Raw genomic sequence first — 14414 nt, 5'->3', positions numbered from 1 at the left:
TCGATCCGAGCCCACTCCGCATCGCTCAACCACGTCAGAGCCTTCGCCATTCAAGCCTCCGCTCTCAAGCAGAAGCTTTGAATCAGTAACACAACCAAACCGCAACTCGATTGAGTTCAGACCCTAGGGAGGGGGAATTTGTGAGGAATGGGCAGGTGCGGCGTTTGTCGTGAGGCTCCCGCCCCTCCCCAGCAAGCGGGAGAGGGAGCAGACCGTGGAGCAGCCGTCCCTTGAGGTGGCGGGTGGCCCGCTGCGGCTCAGAAATTCTCCAGCAGGCGCTCGATGTAATCCAGCTCCAGCTGCGGCCGATTGGTCTGCTCCAGGCGGCGGCGCAGTTCCTCCAGCACCTGGCGGGCGCGCTGCACGTCGACCTCCTCCGGCACCTTCACGGAGTAATCGTCGCCATAATCTTGGCTGCGCAAAGGACGGCCGAGGGGGTCGGTGCGCTGGGCCTGCTCGCCGGAGGGACCGCCGGGGCCGGGGCCGTCGCTGCCGCCGGGCTGCCCTTCGGCCAGCGCCTGCGCGCCCTGGCGCAGGGCCTGGAGGGCGCGGCCCTGGGCGTCCAGCGCCCCCTGGCCGTCGCCCTGGCCAAGGGCGCCTTCCGCATCCCGCATGGCCTGCTCGGCGCGGCCGAAGGCCTGGCCGGCGCGGCCCGCCGGGCCGTCCTGGCCCTCGCCATCCTGCCCGTCGCCCTGCTGGCCTTGCCCTTGCTGTCCCTGGCCTTGGCCCTGCTGCATCTTGCGGAGCTGGTCCAGCATCTCGCCGAGCCGCTTGCGCAGCTCGCCCTGGCCCTGCTGCAGGTCGCCGAACTCCCCGTTCTCGCCCTGCTGTCCCTGTTGGCCTTGCTGACCCTGTTGCCCCTGCTGGCCGCGCTGTCCTTGCTGGCCCTGGCGGTAGGTGCGGTCGCGCAGGCGCTGCTGCTCCTGGATCATGGCGCCCAGCTCACCCTGCTGCTGGCCCTGCTGGCGGCCGGCCTGGCGATTGCCGGGGCGCATGTTGTCCATCATGGCCTGCAGTTCGTCGAGGAGCTGCTTGGCGGCATCGCGCGAGCCGGACCGGGCGAGATTCTCGATCCGGTCCATCATGCGCTGGAGGTCCTGGGGCCGCATGACGCGGGTATTGGGGTCGAGGGGACGGGCGTCTGTGCCGCTGTCGCGCCGGGCCTCCTCGGCCAGCTGGCGCATCATCTTGTCCATTGCGGCGCGCAGATCCTGCATCAGCCGCTGGATTTCCTCATCGCTCGCCCCGCGCTCCAGGGCCTCGCGCAGCGCCTCCTGGGCGGCCTTCAGTTGCCGCTGGGCGTCCGAGAGGTCGCCGTCCTCGATGGCGAGGGCCATGTCCCAGAGATAATCCACGACGCCGCGCAGATCGTCCTCGGTGCGGGCATTGCGCAGGCGCCAATAGGCCGAGCGTAGGCCGAGATACTCCCCCGGCTCCATGCCGAACTGGTCCGGCGCGAGGGTGAGCGCGGCCAGCACGATCTCCACCTGCCGGCGCGCGGCGATGTCGAGGGCGAGGCGCCGCCGCTCTTCGATCAGCGAGCGGGCGATCGGCTTGGTGAAGGTGCGGGCGGGCAGGCGGTAAGTCTTGGTCTCGCTGACCGCCTCATTGCCCGCTTCGTCGTGCGCCTTCAGCGTGATGGCCACCTGGGCGCCGGCCCAGGGATGGGCGACGAGGTCCTTGGTGGTCTGCGTGCCATTCTTCGAACCCGGCGCGGGAACGGGGAGCGCGAAATCGGGCGCCGCCACCAGCGGCTTGCCGGCCTTGGGCTCGGGCGCGCCGGGGCGGGGGAAGAGGGGTTTTTCTGGCGAGGTCGGGGCGAAGGTGGCCTGCGCCTCCTTCACCCCGTAATCGTCCTCGATGCGATAGGTGAGGACGAGACCGTTGCGCTGCCCGCTCTGCGGGTCCTTCACGAAGGAGATGGTGGGCTTCTGGTCCGGCACGGCGCTGAAGCGCCACAGCAGCGAGCGCTGGTCGGGGCCGATGAAGGAGACGCTGCCGGCCTGGGTGATGGCGAAGCGCCGCTCGCTCGCGCCGTTGGCGGGCTTTGTTTCCTTTGCAGCGGTGGCTTCCGCCTCGTCCGGCTTCAGCTCGGCAATGCCGCCCTCGATCTTCAGCCCTGCATCATCGAGGCCGACGGTACGCACCACCAGCGTGCTGCCGGCGGGCACCGAAAGGCCTGCCGCCTGGGCCGGGGTGGGGTCGTCGGAGCGCAGGCCCGGCAGCACAACGGGCGGGCGGCCGGTATAGCCCGGCGGGTCCACCCAGGCGTCGAGGCGGTAGGCCTTGGGGGTGACGGCGCCGCGCCAGTCGAAGGCAGAGCGCAGCCGGCTCGCATGCTCGCCGGCGGCGAGGAAGAAGGTGGAGACCACGGCCAGCAGCGCCAGCGCCCGCAGCGCGCGGGGGTCGCGGGTTGCCATGCCGGGGGCGGGCAGGCCCGCCCGCAGCGCGCGGGCGGCGGCCAGCGTGCGCGCCACATGGGCGCGCCAAAGAGCAGCACCCACCGGATCGTCGGGCCGCGTGGCGAGCCCGTCGGCAATGGCGGTGGCGGGGCGGTGGGAGAGGTGGCTTTCCCGGTCGAGCCGCGAGAGGGCCTCAGTGCGCGAGGGCCGGCGAATCCGGACCAGCGGCCAGAGGCACCAGGCGAAGAGGAGTGCGAAGGCGGCGACGCCGACGACGCGCCCGAGCGGCGGCAGATGCAGCCAGAACCCGGCCCAGGAGACGGCAAGGAATGCCCCCACCGCCATGGCGACCCCAGCCAGAGGCGGCCAGATGCGCTCCCAGAGGATGACATTTCGGGCACGTTTCACCGCACGATCGAGGGAAGTCGCCGCGTCGGTAGCCGCATCGCGCGGCCGCTTCAGTTCCGGTGTCGCGGTCACGCGCCCTCCGTACAGCCAGCCCGCCAGGGGATCAGCTTAGCACGGCTTTCGCCCCCGGCTAGCGTGAGCGCTGCGCTGCACGCTCACGACTTGTTCAGAACTGCCGTCAGGTCACGCGCCCGGCAGCCGGGACCGGCCATTCCTCTTCCGGCTCCTCCGGGGCGTCCTGCATCTGGGCGAGCGGGATGCCGAGCACATATCCCTTCTGCTGCGTGTCGTATTTCAGGCTGTTCCACGGCACCGGCTGATGCTCCCCGCCCATGCCTAAAATGCTGCCGATGGACAGGATCGCGGAGGTGATGCGCCCGGTCTGCTTGTCCACCATGAGGTCGTGGACGATGCCGATATGCTCGCCTTCGGTGTTGTAGACATCGGTGCCCTTCACCTTGCCGGAGGCGATGAGGGCCGTTGTTTCGTCCTGGTATTCCATGTTTGGGCTCCTTTGCCGTTGAAAGGTCAACGGGGGAGGCGCGCCCGGGTTCCGGGCGGGCTCAGCCGCGCCGGCGCAGGATTTTGAGGCGCCCGAGAAGCTCGGCCACCGCCTCGGGCGGCAGGTGGGCGATTTCCTTCGCGAGGAGGTTTGCCAGCTCGGTGGCCTCCGGGGTGAGGCCGGCCGTGTCCACCACCACGCGCGGATGGGAGACTTCGGCAAGGCGCTGGAGGTCCTCCGCCTCGTCCCAGATGATGTTGAAATAGGCGATGATGCGCTGGACCATGGCCCAGGTGGGCCGCCCGCGCTTGCCGTTCTCCAAAGCGGAGAGATAGGTGGGGCTCACCCCGATGGCCCCGGCCATGTCGGTGAGGGTGACGCCGCGCGCGGCCCGCAGATCCCGCATACGGCGGCCGAACGGCGTCATGGCCGCTCTCCCTCGCGCCGGCGGCGGATGCGCACATAGAGCGCGCCGTCTCCTCCATGGCGCCGCGCGGCGGCCTCGAAGCCCACCACATAGGTCCGCATGGCCGGTTCCGCGAGCCAGAGCGGCACGGACCGGCGCAGCACGCCGCGCTCGCTGAGGCCGGGAAGGGGGCGCTCCCCGTCCCCCTTGCCAGTGATGACGAGGATGACGGAATGGCCCAGCGCCTGCGCCTCGATGATGAAGAGGTGCAGCCGCCGGTGCGCCGCCGCCTGGGTGAGGCCGTGCAAATCGAGCCGCGCATCCACCTCCGCGCCGCGCGACAGGCGGCGGCGGGCGCGGGGCTCGAGGGCGGCAAGCGGGGGCGGGGCCTTCGGACCGGCCTTGGCGGCCTTCTTGGCCGGGGACGGGGCAGGCTCAGGGGGGATATTGACGGGAGGCGCCGGTTCCTGCGGAGGCTCGGGCTCCACGGCCGGCGCGCGGGCGCGAAGCGGCGTCACCGAGCGCGCCACATGATGCCAGAGCGCCCGTTCCTCGGGATCGAGGGTGCGCAGCCGGCGCCGGCGGCTCATGGGTTTGTGCCCGCGAGGCGCGGCACCAGAAGGGTAAAGGCGCCGGGATGGCGGATGCGCCCCGCCACCGCGCCGGGGCCATCGCCCGCGCCGAAGAACAGGTCCGCCCGCGCCGGGCCGACAATGGCCGATCCCGTATCCTGCGCGATCATCAGCTGCCGGAAGGGCGCGAGCGCATCGGCGGTGTCCAGCGGCAGGTCGGCGGCAATGAAGATGGGCGCGCCATAAGTGTGGATGGCCCGGTCCACCGCGATGGAGCGGCCGGCCGTCAGCGGAACGCCCTCCGCGCCCAGGGCGCCGGCATCGCCCTCGAGCGGCACCGCCTTGAAGAAGACGAAGGAGCGGTTCTCCCGCATCAGGGCGCGCCCGGCTTCCGGGTCCTGCTCGATGAAGCGGCGGATGCGGTCCATGCTCATCTCGTCGCGGGGCACGAGGCCGCGCTGGATGAGGAGGCGGCCCACCGGCGTATAGGGATACCCGTTGTGTCCGTCATAATTGAGCCGCAGCACATGCCCATCCGGCAGGCGGATGCGGGCCGAGCCCTGGATCTGCATGAAGAACAGGTCCACCGGGTGCTGGAGCCACGCAATCTCCAGCCCACGACCCCTGAGCGCGCCGTCCTCGATCTCGCCCCGGTCGTAATAGGGCACGAGGGTGCCCCATTGCTTGCGCTGGGCGCCGCCGCGATTGCTGTCCTTCGGCGGGCTTGTGGGGATGAGGTCGTCGGGGCGGCCATAGACCGGCACGGTGAAGGTGTCCGTGCGCACCGGCGATCCGTCCACCTCCGGCTCGTAATAGCCGGTGAGGAAGCCGGGTGGGTTCTGTGCGGGCGCAATGCGCCAGGGCTGGAAATTGGCCTCGAAGAACAGGCGGGCGATCGCTGCGGACGGTGTTGGGGTTCCGAGGGCGCGGGCGGCGGTGCAAGCGTGCCTCAGGCCGGGGAGGAGGGCCGGGTTCGAGGTGGGGCCGATCTCGGCCGGCGGCTTGGCGAGGGCGCCGCAGCTTGCGAGGAAGGTCTGGAACGCCTCCACCTGATTGTCCTCGCGCCAACCGGGGAGGTCTGTATAGCGGGCCGGTTCAAGGGTGGCGCCGGGGAGAGCTGGAGGCGGGAAAGGGGCCCATAGAGGTACGGCGAGGGCGGCGGTAGAGGCGGCAACAAACAACGAGATGATTGGTCCCCGGCACCATCTCATCTGCGCCGCCTCACATTCGTCAACCGGGGCTGTGAGCCGCCGAGCGCTGCGAGCCGCCGAGCACTTTCCCGCTCAACCAACTCTCTAAGGGCTTTTTCGATTATGGCGGATTTACTCGTGAGACCGCTATAGGAACCAGCATTGGCCATCAAGTCATCGTCGACGGTCACGGTGATGCGCATTCATCCAGCCTCCGCAGCCTGCCGATATTAGCTTCAGCTGGTACCGAGACCAACAACGCTGTCATGCCCGGGCTTGTCCCGGGCATCCACGTCTCTTCCTTAGCCATACCTGGCGGAGCCTCGTGGATGGCCGGGACAAGCCCGGCCATGACGGGCTTTCAGGCCACCCTCACGCCGCCGCTTCGGTCGCCACCAGCTTCCAGTTGGGGTCGCGCACGCCGAGGTCGCGGGCGAAGGTCCACACGTCGGTCACGTCCGCCACCGTCTCCGCGCTGCCGTCCACCACGCTGCCGTCGCGGGCGCGGGTGGCGGTGATGAGCTGGGAGACGAAGCGCACCGTCACCTGGGCGGTCTTGCCGCGCACGCTGGCGTCCACGAGGTCCGCCTTGTCGATGGAGATGAAGCGGGATTCCATGGTCTCGCCCCGGCTCTCCCGGTCCGTGATGGCGGAGACGAAGCCGTCGAACACATCCTTGGAGAGGAGGTCCTTCAGCGCCTTGCGATCCCCGTTGGCGAAGGCGAGCACGATCATCTCATAGGCGGATTTGGCGCCCACGAGGAAGTGCTTGGCGTCGAAGTCCGGCTCGGCCTGGGCGATCTGGTCGAGGGCGGAGGCGAGGGGCGAACCCTCGGGCGCAACGCCTTCCCAGCGGAAGCGCGGGGGCTCCGCCTCTTCGTCCGTGTTCGCGGGTTGGCCCGGGGGTTCCACATTGCGCTGGGGGAGCGTCACCACCTTGTCGGAGGCGGGCGGCGCGGGCCGGGCCGGGTCGCGGGAATAGGGATCATAGGGCGGCCGCTCGCGTCCCGTGCGCTGGCCGAGCACGCTCCGCAGCCGGATGAAGATGAACACGGCCAGGGCCAGAAAGATGATGGTGTAGATGTCGAGCACTGCGCTTCGCCATGCCTGCGACGGCGCGGGGCTGCCGCATCCGCCTGATTTCACGCCCAAAGCCCGTGCCGGGTGCCTGAGGGGCCCGGCCCATGCTTCATTTCACGAACATGCGGAGGACACTCCGCAGCCCGAGGCGCGCTTCGCTTGGCCATCGACGCCCGTCCTGGCCGCGCGATCAGCGTTTATGTACGCCGGCCGCGCTTCTTTTCCAGTCCCGCCGCTGCCGCATCCGCCGCCTTTCGCGCACCTTACGGCACGCGCGGCCCCGATGCCACCACCACCATAGCCCCGACGCCGTGACTCGCGCGATCGTTGACCTGACCCACCCGCTCACCTACCGTAATCGAAACGATTAAATAAAGCCGCGACAAAGCGGCGAAAGGGAGGAACGCCATGAAACGCCTGTTCGCGGCGGCGGCCGGTCTGGTTCTGTCCGCCTGCCTGTCCCTTGCCCCCGCCTTCGCCGCTTATCCTGACCGCCCCATCACTTTGATCGTGCCGTGGGGCGCCGGTGGCGGCACGGACGCGGTCGCCCGCATCCTCGCCTCGCTGCTGGAGCGCGACCTCGGCCAGCCGGTGGCGGTGGTGAACCGCACGGGCGGGCAGGGCGTGGTGGGCCACCAGGCCATCGCGGACGCTGCGGCAGACGGCTACACCATCGGCCTGCTCACGGTGGAGATCGCCATGATGCACTGGCAGGGCCTCACCAAGCTCGATCCCGGCTCCTATACGCCGCTGGCGCTGGTGAACGAGGACCCCGCCGGCCTCCAGGTGCGCGCGGATGCGCCTTACAAGACCGCCAGGGACGTGATCGACGACGTCCAGAAGAACCCCGGAAAGTACAAGGCGTCCGGCACCGGCCAGGGCGGCATCTGGCATCTGGCGCTGGCCGGCATGCTCTCCTCCCTGAAGGTGCAGCCCGCGAGCGTGCCGTGGGTGCCGAGCAACGGCGCCGCGCCGGGCCTGCAGGATCTGGTGGCCGGCGGGGTGCAGATCGTCACCTGCTCGCTCCCCGAGGCGCGCTCCCTCATCGATGCCGGGCGGGTGAAGAGCCTCGCCATCATGTCCAAGGAGCGCTCCAGGCTGATGCCCGACGTTCCGACCCTGAAGGAAGCCACCGGCTCCGACTGGGTGATCGGCGCGTGGCGTGGCATCGCCGGGCCGAAGGGCCTGCCAAAGGAAGTCGCGGACAAGCTCATTCCGGCGCTGAAGAAGGCGTATGAAAGCAAGGATTACCAGGACTTCCTCACCAATCGCGGCTTCGGCGGGCGCTGGGCCGAGGGCGCGGCCTTCGGCACCTTCATGGCGGAGAGCGACGCGTCTCTGGGCGCCGTGATGAAGGAGGTGGGGCTGGCCAAGTAGCCGCCCCGCCGGGATCACGGCCATGCGCGTCAATGATCTCATCCTGGCACTTCTGGTGCTCGTCGGCGCCGTGGCGCTGGCCGCCGCCGCGCGAACCTTCCCGCCCATTCCCGGCCAGCAATATGGCGCGGACGTCTTCCCCCTCGCCGTCGCCGGCGGGCTGTTCCTGTGCGGCGCATGGCTCGCCTTCACCACGCTGCGGGACGGGGCGGGGCGGGCGGTATCCCTGTCATGGGCGGCCGAGCCGGGAGCGGTGGTGCGGGTCGCCGGCACGCTGGGGCTGGTGGTGCTCTACATGGTCGCGGCTCCGGCGCTGGGCTTCATCGCTGCCTCGACGCTGGTGCTGGTCGCGCTCTTCCTGCTGCTGAGGGTCCACATGGTGGTGGCCGTGCCGGTGGCGGCCATCGCCTCCGTGTGCGTGTTTTACGCCTTCGCCCACCTGCTGCGCGTGCCGCTGCCGCGCGGCCTCATTGAAGGATTGCTGTGATGGGCGCCATCGAGGCCGGGCTCGCGCTGGTGTTTCAGTGGGATGTCATCCTCACCATCTTCGTCGCCTCCATCTTCGGCCTGATCGTGGGCGCCATTCCCGGCCTCACCGCCACCATGGCCATTGCGCTGCTGGTGCCCATCACCTTCTTCATGGACCCCATTCCGGCGGTGGGCGCCATGATCGCCTGCTCGGCCATGGCCATCTTCGCCGGCGACATCCCCTCCACCCTCATGCGGATTCCGGGCACGCCCGCCTCGGCCGCCTATACGGACGAGTGCTACGCCATGACCCGCAAGGGCGAGGCGGAGGTGGCGCTGGGCGCCAACGTGCTGTTCTCCGCCCTCGGCGGTCTGTTCGGTACCCTGATTCTCATCGTCGCTGCCCCGCTGCTGGCCGAAGTGGCCCTGGGTTTCTCCTCGTTCGAATATTTCTGGCTGGCGCTGCTGGGGCTCACCTGCGCCATCTTCATCGGCATGGGCTCGCCGGTGAAGGGGCTCATCTCGCTGTTCCTCGGCCTGTTCGTCGCCACCATCGGCCTCGACAATCCCGCCGGCATCCCCCGCTTCACCCTCGGCAATGTCGAGCTGATGAGCGGGGTGGACTTCATCCCCGCCATGATCGGCCTGTTCGCGGTCTCCGAAGTGCTGCGCGCCATGGCCTCCGGCGCGCCCGACTGGGAGGTGAAGCAGACGGCGCTGGGCAACCCGCTGAAGGGCTGGGGCCGCATGTTCGTGAAATACTGGCCCCAGCAGGTGCGCGGCAACATCACCGGCACCGCCATCGGCATCCTGCCCGGCGCGGGGGCGGACATCGCCGCCTGGGTCTCCTATGCCATGAGCCGGAAATTCTCCAGGACGCCGGAGAAATTCGGCACCGGCCATGTGGAAGGCATCATCGAGAGCACCTCGTCCAACAATGCCGCGCTCGCGGGCGCCTGGGTGCCGGCTCTGGTGTTCGGCATTCCCGGCGACAGCATCACCGCCATCGTCATCGGCGTGCTGTATCTGAAGGGCCTCAATCCGGGGCCGACTTTGTTCCTCAACAATCCGGAATCCATCTACGCCGTCTTCACCATCTTCATCCTCGCCAACATCGCCATGATCCCGCTGGGGCTTGCGGCGCTCAAGGCGGGAACGGCGCTGCTGCGCGTCCCGCGCCGGCTCATGATGCCCATCATCCTCCTGTTCTGCATCGTCGGCGCCTATGCGGTGAACAATTCGGTCTATGGCGTGGTGCTGATGCTGGTGTTCGGGGTGCTGGGCTTCCTCATGGAAGAGCACGACGTGCCGATTGCCCCCTGCGTGCTCGGCATCGTGCTGGGCAAGATGCTGGAAGAGGCGTTCGTCACCTCCATGATCAAGGCGGACGGCAACCTCCTTGCCTTCTTCGAGCGGCCGGTGGCGGCGGGGCTCGGGGTGGTGACCATCCTGGTTTTGCTCACCCCGGTCTTCGCCGCTTTGCGCCAGCGCGTCCGTGCGCCGGCCTGACGCGGCCTGGAACAACCCAGGCCGCCGCCGCATTTTCATGGGACGTGCCCGTCCCCCGCTTGATTCGGCCGGGGGAATCCGGACAACGTGCGGCCCTCACGTTTTGGACGTCTCATGACCCCCACGATTCTTTTGGCCGATATTGGTGGAACCTCCACGCGCATTGCCCGCGCCAGGCACGACGGCGTGCCGTTCGATGTGCGGGTGGAAGCGAATGACGATTATGGAAGCGTGGAGGAGCTGTTTGGCGCCTATCTCGCGACGCTGGGGCCGGAAAAGCCGCATGCCGGCGTGTTCGCCATCGCCGGTCCCGTGGACAGCGACGACGTCCATCTGACCAACCGCGCCTGGAGCTTCAACCGGCTGGCGCTCGCCAAGACGCTCGGCCTAGACGCGCTGACGGTGCTGAACGATTTCGCGGCGCTCGCCCATGGGGTGCCGACGCTCGGCCGTGAGTATCTGGTGCAGGTCGGTGCCGGCCATGGCGTGGAGTGGGCCCCCATCCTGGTGTGCGGCCCCGGCACGGGGCTCGGCACCGCAACGCTGATCCCGCGCGCCGACAAGCATGGCTTCGACGTGCTGCCGGGCGAGGGCGGGCACGTGAGGCTGGGCGCTGTGACCTCCGAGGAGGCGCGGGTGATCGCCCATCTGGGGAGCGAATTGGGGCCGGTCTCGGTGGAGCAGGTGATCTCCGGGCCGGGGCTGGTGCGCCTGCACCGCATCCTTGCGGGCGAGACTTCCACCTCCCCGGCCATCATCCAGGCGGCTCTGGACGGCCAGGCGCGCGAGCTGGAGACCTGCCACGTCTTCCTGCGCCTGCTGGGCCGCATCGCGGGCGATTATTGCCTGCTCACCATGGCGCGCGGGGGCGTGTTCATCGCCGGCGGCGTGGGCGCGGCCATGGCGCCCTTGTTCGCCGCCTCGCCGTTCCGCACCGCCTTCGAGGAGCATCCGCCCTATCACGACCACCTCGCCAACATTCAGGTGCAGGTGGTGGTGCACCCGACGCCGGGCCTGCTGGGCGTCGGGCAAGTGGGGCGGAGGATTCTGGCGGGGCTTTGAGGGGCCTTTCTCTGCTTCGCGAGAAAGTCGCAGAATCCAACGGAGGCATCGAGCCGGGTGCACTTTGCCCCCCTCTCCCCGCGGGGGAGAGGGCTGGGGTGAGGGGGAACCACCTTTTCCAATTCTGAAGCGCCGGAGCCCCCTCACCCGCCGCCTGCGGCGTCGACCTCTCCCCCTCGGGGAGAGGTGAAAACTCGCTTCCATCCGCAATGTCCGCTACGCCGCCAGTGCCTGCGCATCCCCGCAGAACCGGGCCAGCGCGGCCGCAAGGTCGTGGGCGGCGGGGCCGGCGCCTTCGGCCACGCCCAAGGCCAACTCGGTGGCCGGCACCGGCGGGAGGCCGTCGCGCGTGCCGAGAATCCGGTGCTCCGGCATGACGGTCCGCCGCTCCAGCAAGGCGATGCCGAGCCCGCAGGCGAGCGCCGCCTGGAGGCCCATGAGGTTCGGGCTTTCATAGGCGACGCGCCAGGAGAGCCCCGCTCCTTCCAGCGCATGGATGGCCCGGTTGCGGTAGATGCAGCCCTGGGTGAACGCCACCAGCGGCACCGGATCGAGCGGCGGCAGGGGATTGTGCGCCGAGGCGATCCAGACCGGGCGCTCCGGCCAGGTGGCCAAGGCCGGGCCGAGATTGGGCTCGCGCTTGTAGAGCGCCACGTCCAATTCGCCCCGCGCGAGGTCGGCGGAGAGGTCGCAGGAAACGGCGCAGCGCACCGCAAGCCGGACTTCCGGGCGCGCCGCGGCGAAAGCCGCCACCGCCTGGGTGAGCGAGACCATGGCGAAATCGTCGGGAATGCCGAGCCGCACCATCACCGGCGCCGCCTTGCCCAAGGCCGCTTTCGCCTCCGCGCTCAAGGCGAGGATGCGCCGGGCATAGCCCAGTAGCCGCTCGCCATCCTCCGTGAGACGCACCTTGCGCCCCTCCCGCAGGAAGAGGGGGCGGCCGGCGTTTTCCTCCAGCCGCTTGATCTGCTGGCTCACCGTGGACTGGGTGCGATGAACGCGCTCTCCCGCCCGGGTGAAGCCGCCGGCATCCACCACGCTGACGAACGCGCGAAGCAGGTCCAGGTCGAGCATCGGCTCATCCATTTGATTTTCAACTAGTATGGATGAAAACATCTAATTTTTCAATGGATGCCATGTGTGGCTTCCTGTTTTTGCCGGCCGGAAGGGTCTGGCCATGCAGCCGGGGCCATTCCCAGGAGACCTCCCATGACATACCCAAACACAACCGGGCTTCAGGGAGGAGCCGCTCCCATGACGCCTTCGCAGCGCGCCGCATCCACGCCCGGCCTCGACGCGACACCCGGCCTTATCGCTCTGTTCTGCATCCTGTGGAGCTCGGCCTTCGCGGCGGGGAAGATCGCGCTGTGGGACTGTCCGCCTCTGCTGCTGCTCACCTTCCGCTTCCTCCTGGCGGGCAGCATCCTGCTGGCGGGCTGCGCGGCGTTCGGACGGTTCAAGCGGCTGAAACGGCGGGAATGGGCGGCGCTGATCCTGGCGGGCACGCTGAACAACGCGCTCTATCTCGGGCTCAGCTTCACGGGGCTGGCGACGGTCTCCTCGGCCTTCACCGCCGTCATCATCTCCGCCAACCCGCTGCTCACGGCCCTGGTGGCCGGGCCGATCCTTGGCGAGCGCCTGACGCCCCGCAAGATGCTGGGCCTGCTGCTGGGGTTCGTGGGCGTCATCATCGTCCTGCGCTCGCGGCTCGCGGGCGGGCATGAGGCGCTCACCGGCACCTTGTTTGTGCTGGCGGCCCTGGTGGCGCTGACGGCGGGGACACTCACCTATAAGCGCTTCGGCACGAAGGCCGATCTCTTCCAGGCGAGCGGCATCCAGTGCCTTGCCGGCGGCATCGTGCTCATGCCCGTGGCGCTGGCGACGGAGAGCCTGTCGGCGATCCACCTGACGCCGACTTTCATCGGCGCCTTCGCCTTCCTGACCATTGCCGTGTCCATCGGCGGGTACAGCCTCTGGTACTTCATCCTCGGCCGCTCCAGCGCCACCGAGGCGACGGCCCTGCACTTCATCATGCCGCCTTTGGGCCTGTTCTTCGGCTGGCTGATCCTGGGCGAGATGGTGCCGCCGCTAGACTTTCTGGGCATCCTGCCCATCGCCGCCGGCATCTGGCTGGTGACCCGCTAGAAAGCGCCGTCGGCGGCCTCTTCCAAGACGGACACATCGCCGCCCAGAGCGGCGATGGTCTCTTTCACGTGAGCCGGGAACGGCGCCGAGACGGTGAGCGGCGGGCCGTTCTTCGCCACCGGCAGCACCACCCGGCGGGAATGCAGGTGCAGAACCGGCCCGCCCGGCAGGCGCGAGGCGCCGCCATAGATGGAATCCCCCAGGATGGGGAAGCCGAGATGGGACAGGTGGGCGCGCAACTGGTGCGTCCGCCCCGTCACAGGGGAGAGCGCCATCACCGCCAGCCCTTCGCCCCGGAACAGCACCCGCCAGTCGGTCACCGCCTCCAGTGCGCCGGGCGTGCCCTTGGGCACCGCCTGCATCCACCAGCCGCGATGGGGCGAGCGCTTCGCCAAGGGCTGGTCGATGCGCCCTGTGTCCTCTGCCGGCGCGCCTTTGGTCACCGCCACATAGGTCTTGTCCACCTTGCCGTCGGCGAACAGCTTGTTGAGCAGCGCGATGGCCTTGGGGTGGCGGCCCAGAACCAGGCAGCCGGACGTGTCCTTGTCCAGCCGGTGGGCCAGTTCCGGCTTGCGCGGCAGGCCGAAGCGCAGATGGTCCAGAAGGTCATGCAGCGTCACGCCGCCCTTCGGGCCGGGATGCACCGGCAGGCCCGCCGGCTTGTCCAGCACCAGCACCATGCCGTCGCGGTGGAGCACGCGCTCGGCGATGGGGTCAGAGGAGGCGGTGGGCGCGGAAAGCGTCATGGTGGTGGGCGGCAGAGCCTTCGGAGAAGCAGCAGAAGACCACATGCGCCACCCCGCGCGCTTCGTCCAGCGCATCGAGCACGGCCTTGACCGCCAGCGGTGCCGCCAGTTCCGAGGGAAAGCCGTAGATGCCGGTGGAGATGGCGGGAAAGGCGAGGGAGGCAAGGCTTCGCTCTGCCGCGATACCCATGGCGCGGCGGTAGCAGGAGGCGAGCAGATCGTCCTCGCCCGCCCCGCCGCCGCGCCAGACCGGCCCGACCGTGTGGATCACGTGGCGCGCGGGCAGAAGGTAGCCCTGGGTGATCTTGGCATCGCCGGTCTCGCAGCCGCCGAGGGTGCGGCATTCCTTCAGAAGGTCCGGCCCGGCGGCGCGGTGGATGGCGCCGTCCACCCCGCCGCCGCCCAGCAGCGAGGAATTGGCGGCATTCACGATGGCGTCCAGCTCCAGTCGGGTGATGTCGCCCACCAGGATGTCGAGCCGCGCACCCTTGTGATGGGCGCTATGGAGGGGGGTCATGCTACTCTCCGTCTTGTCGCACGAGCTTCA

15 protein-coding genes are annotated in these 14414 nt (G+C 69.3%); 5 read left to right on the top strand and 10 right to left on the bottom strand.

What is annotated here, in order from left to right:
* Nucleotides 1-257 precede the first annotated feature (257 nt).
* From ABLE91_RS23355 to ABLE91_RS23325, 7 genes are all read right to left on the bottom strand, one after another.
* Complete coding sequence (locus ABLE91_RS23355; RefSeq protein WP_348934780.1) at nucleotides 258-2882, bottom strand: TIGR02302 family protein; 2625 nt, start codon at nucleotides 2880-2882, stop codon at nucleotides 258-260.
* Between the two features lie 106 nt (nucleotides 2883-2988).
* Nucleotides 2989-3312, bottom strand: a complete 324-nt coding sequence (locus tag ABLE91_RS23350; RefSeq protein WP_348934779.1) for a PRC-barrel domain-containing protein — start codon at nucleotides 3310-3312, stop codon at nucleotides 2989-2991.
* A 61-nt stretch (nucleotides 3313-3373) separates the two neighbouring features.
* A complete protein-coding gene (locus ABLE91_RS23345; RefSeq protein WP_348934777.1) occupies nucleotides 3374-3739 on the bottom strand; it encodes a helix-turn-helix domain-containing protein in 366 nt (121 codons plus the stop codon).
* Complete coding sequence (locus ABLE91_RS23340; protein ID WP_348934776.1) at nucleotides 3736-4308, bottom strand: Smr/MutS family protein; 573 nt, start codon at nucleotides 4306-4308, stop codon at nucleotides 3736-3738. The genes ABLE91_RS23345 and ABLE91_RS23340 overlap by 4 nt, the downstream gene beginning before the upstream one ends.
* Nucleotides 4305-5339: a murein transglycosylase A gene (mltA, locus tag ABLE91_RS23335; RefSeq protein WP_348934775.1), complete on the bottom strand. Its 1035-nt coding sequence runs from the start codon at nucleotides 5337-5339 to the stop codon at nucleotides 4305-4307. Before mltA ends, ABLE91_RS23340 begins: the two co-directional genes overlap by 4 nt.
* A gap of 158 nt (nucleotides 5340-5497) precedes the next feature.
* Nucleotides 5498-5683, bottom strand: coding sequence for a type II toxin-antitoxin system VapB family antitoxin (locus ABLE91_RS23330; RefSeq protein ID WP_348934774.1), 186 nt, complete (start codon nucleotides 5681-5683; stop codon nucleotides 5498-5500).
* A gap of 169 nt (nucleotides 5684-5852) precedes the next feature.
* On the bottom strand, nucleotides 5853-6572 hold the full coding sequence (locus tag ABLE91_RS23325; protein WP_348934773.1) for a Tim44/TimA family putative adaptor protein: 720 nt from the start codon (nucleotides 6570-6572) through the stop codon (nucleotides 5853-5855).
* A 396-nt stretch (nucleotides 6573-6968) separates the two neighbouring features.
* Between ABLE91_RS23325 and ABLE91_RS23320 the strand changes: the two genes are divergently transcribed.
* The 4 genes from ABLE91_RS23320 to ABLE91_RS23305 all read left to right on the top strand — a co-directional run bounded on the left by ABLE91_RS23320 (nucleotide 6969) and on the right by ABLE91_RS23305 (nucleotide 10976).
* Nucleotides 6969-7937 carry a tripartite tricarboxylate transporter substrate binding protein gene (locus tag ABLE91_RS23320; protein ID WP_348934772.1) on the top strand — a complete coding sequence of 323 codons (969 nt, stop codon included), beginning with the start codon at nucleotides 6969-6971 and terminating at the stop codon, nucleotides 7935-7937.
* Nucleotides 7938-7959: 22 nt separating this feature from the next.
* Nucleotides 7960-8424, top strand: a complete 465-nt coding sequence (locus ABLE91_RS23315; RefSeq protein ID WP_348934771.1) for a tripartite tricarboxylate transporter TctB family protein — start codon at nucleotides 7960-7962, stop codon at nucleotides 8422-8424.
* Nucleotides 8424-9914 (top strand): tripartite tricarboxylate transporter permease, encoded by a 1491-nt coding sequence (locus ABLE91_RS23310; RefSeq protein WP_348934770.1) that lies wholly within the window; start codon nucleotides 8424-8426, stop codon nucleotides 9912-9914. The genes ABLE91_RS23315 and ABLE91_RS23310 overlap by 1 nt, the downstream gene beginning before the upstream one ends.
* A gap of 114 nt (nucleotides 9915-10028) precedes the next feature.
* Nucleotides 10029-10976: a glucokinase gene (locus ABLE91_RS23305; RefSeq protein WP_348934769.1), complete on the top strand. Its 948-nt coding sequence runs from the start codon at nucleotides 10029-10031 to the stop codon at nucleotides 10974-10976.
* A 216-nt stretch (nucleotides 10977-11192) separates the two neighbouring features.
* Here ABLE91_RS23305 and ABLE91_RS23300 read toward each other — a convergent pair whose 3' ends face one another.
* On the bottom strand, nucleotides 11193-12062 hold the full coding sequence (locus ABLE91_RS23300; protein WP_348934768.1) for a LysR substrate-binding domain-containing protein: 870 nt from the start codon (nucleotides 12060-12062) through the stop codon (nucleotides 11193-11195).
* A 168-nt stretch (nucleotides 12063-12230) separates the two neighbouring features.
* Here ABLE91_RS23300 and ABLE91_RS23295 point away from each other — a divergent pair, with 168 nt between their 5' ends.
* Nucleotides 12231-13121, top strand: coding sequence for a DMT family transporter (locus ABLE91_RS23295; RefSeq protein WP_348934767.1), 891 nt, complete (start codon nucleotides 12231-12233; stop codon nucleotides 13119-13121).
* Here the strand turns inward: ABLE91_RS23295 and ABLE91_RS23290 are convergent.
* Together ABLE91_RS23290 and ABLE91_RS23285 are read right to left on the bottom strand one after the other, a co-directional pair.
* Nucleotides 13118-13867, bottom strand: a complete 750-nt coding sequence (locus tag ABLE91_RS23290; protein ID WP_348934766.1) for an RluA family pseudouridine synthase — start codon at nucleotides 13865-13867, stop codon at nucleotides 13118-13120. The two genes, ABLE91_RS23295 and ABLE91_RS23290, sit on opposite strands and share 4 nt — an antisense overlap.
* Nucleotides 13836-14384: an O-acetyl-ADP-ribose deacetylase gene (locus ABLE91_RS23285; protein ID WP_348934765.1), complete on the bottom strand. Its 549-nt coding sequence runs from the start codon at nucleotides 14382-14384 to the stop codon at nucleotides 13836-13838. The genes ABLE91_RS23290 and ABLE91_RS23285 overlap by 32 nt, the downstream gene beginning before the upstream one ends.
* Nucleotides 14385-14414 lie beyond the last annotated feature (30 nt).

The sequence above is a fragment of the Aquabacter albus genome (assembly GCF_040049275.1).
Classification (GTDB): domain Bacteria; phylum Pseudomonadota; class Alphaproteobacteria; order Rhizobiales; family Xanthobacteraceae; genus Aquabacter.
Note: the sequence above shows the minus strand (reverse complement) of the source record. Positions and strands in the feature narration are given on the sequence as shown.

Excerpts from the sequence above, each read along its gene's own strand:
- ABLE91_RS23350 (WP_348934779.1), bottom strand. The coding sequence starts at position 3,312 with ATGGAATACCAGGACGAAACAACGGCCCTCATCGCCTCCGGCAAGGTG.
- ABLE91_RS23345 (WP_348934777.1), bottom strand. The coding sequence starts at position 3,739 with ATGACGCCGTTCGGCCGCCGTATGCGGGATCTGCGGGCCGCGCGCGGC.
- ABLE91_RS23340 (WP_348934776.1), bottom strand. The coding sequence starts at position 4,308 with ATGAGCCGCCGGCGCCGGCTGCGCACCCTCGATCCCGAGGAACGGGCG.
- ABLE91_RS23330 (WP_348934774.1), bottom strand. The coding sequence starts at position 5,683 with ATGCGCATCACCGTGACCGTCGACGATGACTTGATGGCCAATGCTGGT.
- ABLE91_RS23320 (WP_348934772.1), top strand. The coding sequence starts at position 6,969 with ATGAAACGCCTGTTCGCGGCGGCGGCCGGTCTGGTTCTGTCCGCCTGC.
- ABLE91_RS23315 (WP_348934771.1), top strand. The coding sequence starts at position 7,960 with ATGCGCGTCAATGATCTCATCCTGGCACTTCTGGTGCTCGTCGGCGCC.
- ABLE91_RS23310 (WP_348934770.1), top strand. The coding sequence starts at position 8,424 with ATGGGCGCCATCGAGGCCGGGCTCGCGCTGGTGTTTCAGTGGGATGTC.
- ABLE91_RS23305 (WP_348934769.1), top strand. The coding sequence starts at position 10,029 with ATGACCCCCACGATTCTTTTGGCCGATATTGGTGGAACCTCCACGCGC.
- ABLE91_RS23300 (WP_348934768.1), bottom strand. The coding sequence starts at position 12,062 with ATGGATGAGCCGATGCTCGACCTGGACCTGCTTCGCGCGTTCGTCAGC.
- ABLE91_RS23295 (WP_348934767.1), top strand. The coding sequence starts at position 12,231 with ATGACGCCTTCGCAGCGCGCCGCATCCACGCCCGGCCTCGACGCGACA.
- ABLE91_RS23290 (WP_348934766.1), bottom strand. The coding sequence starts at position 13,867 with ATGACGCTTTCCGCGCCCACCGCCTCCTCTGACCCCATCGCCGAGCGC.
- ABLE91_RS23285 (WP_348934765.1), bottom strand. The coding sequence starts at position 14,384 with ATGACCCCCCTCCATAGCGCCCATCACAAGGGTGCGCGGCTCGACATC.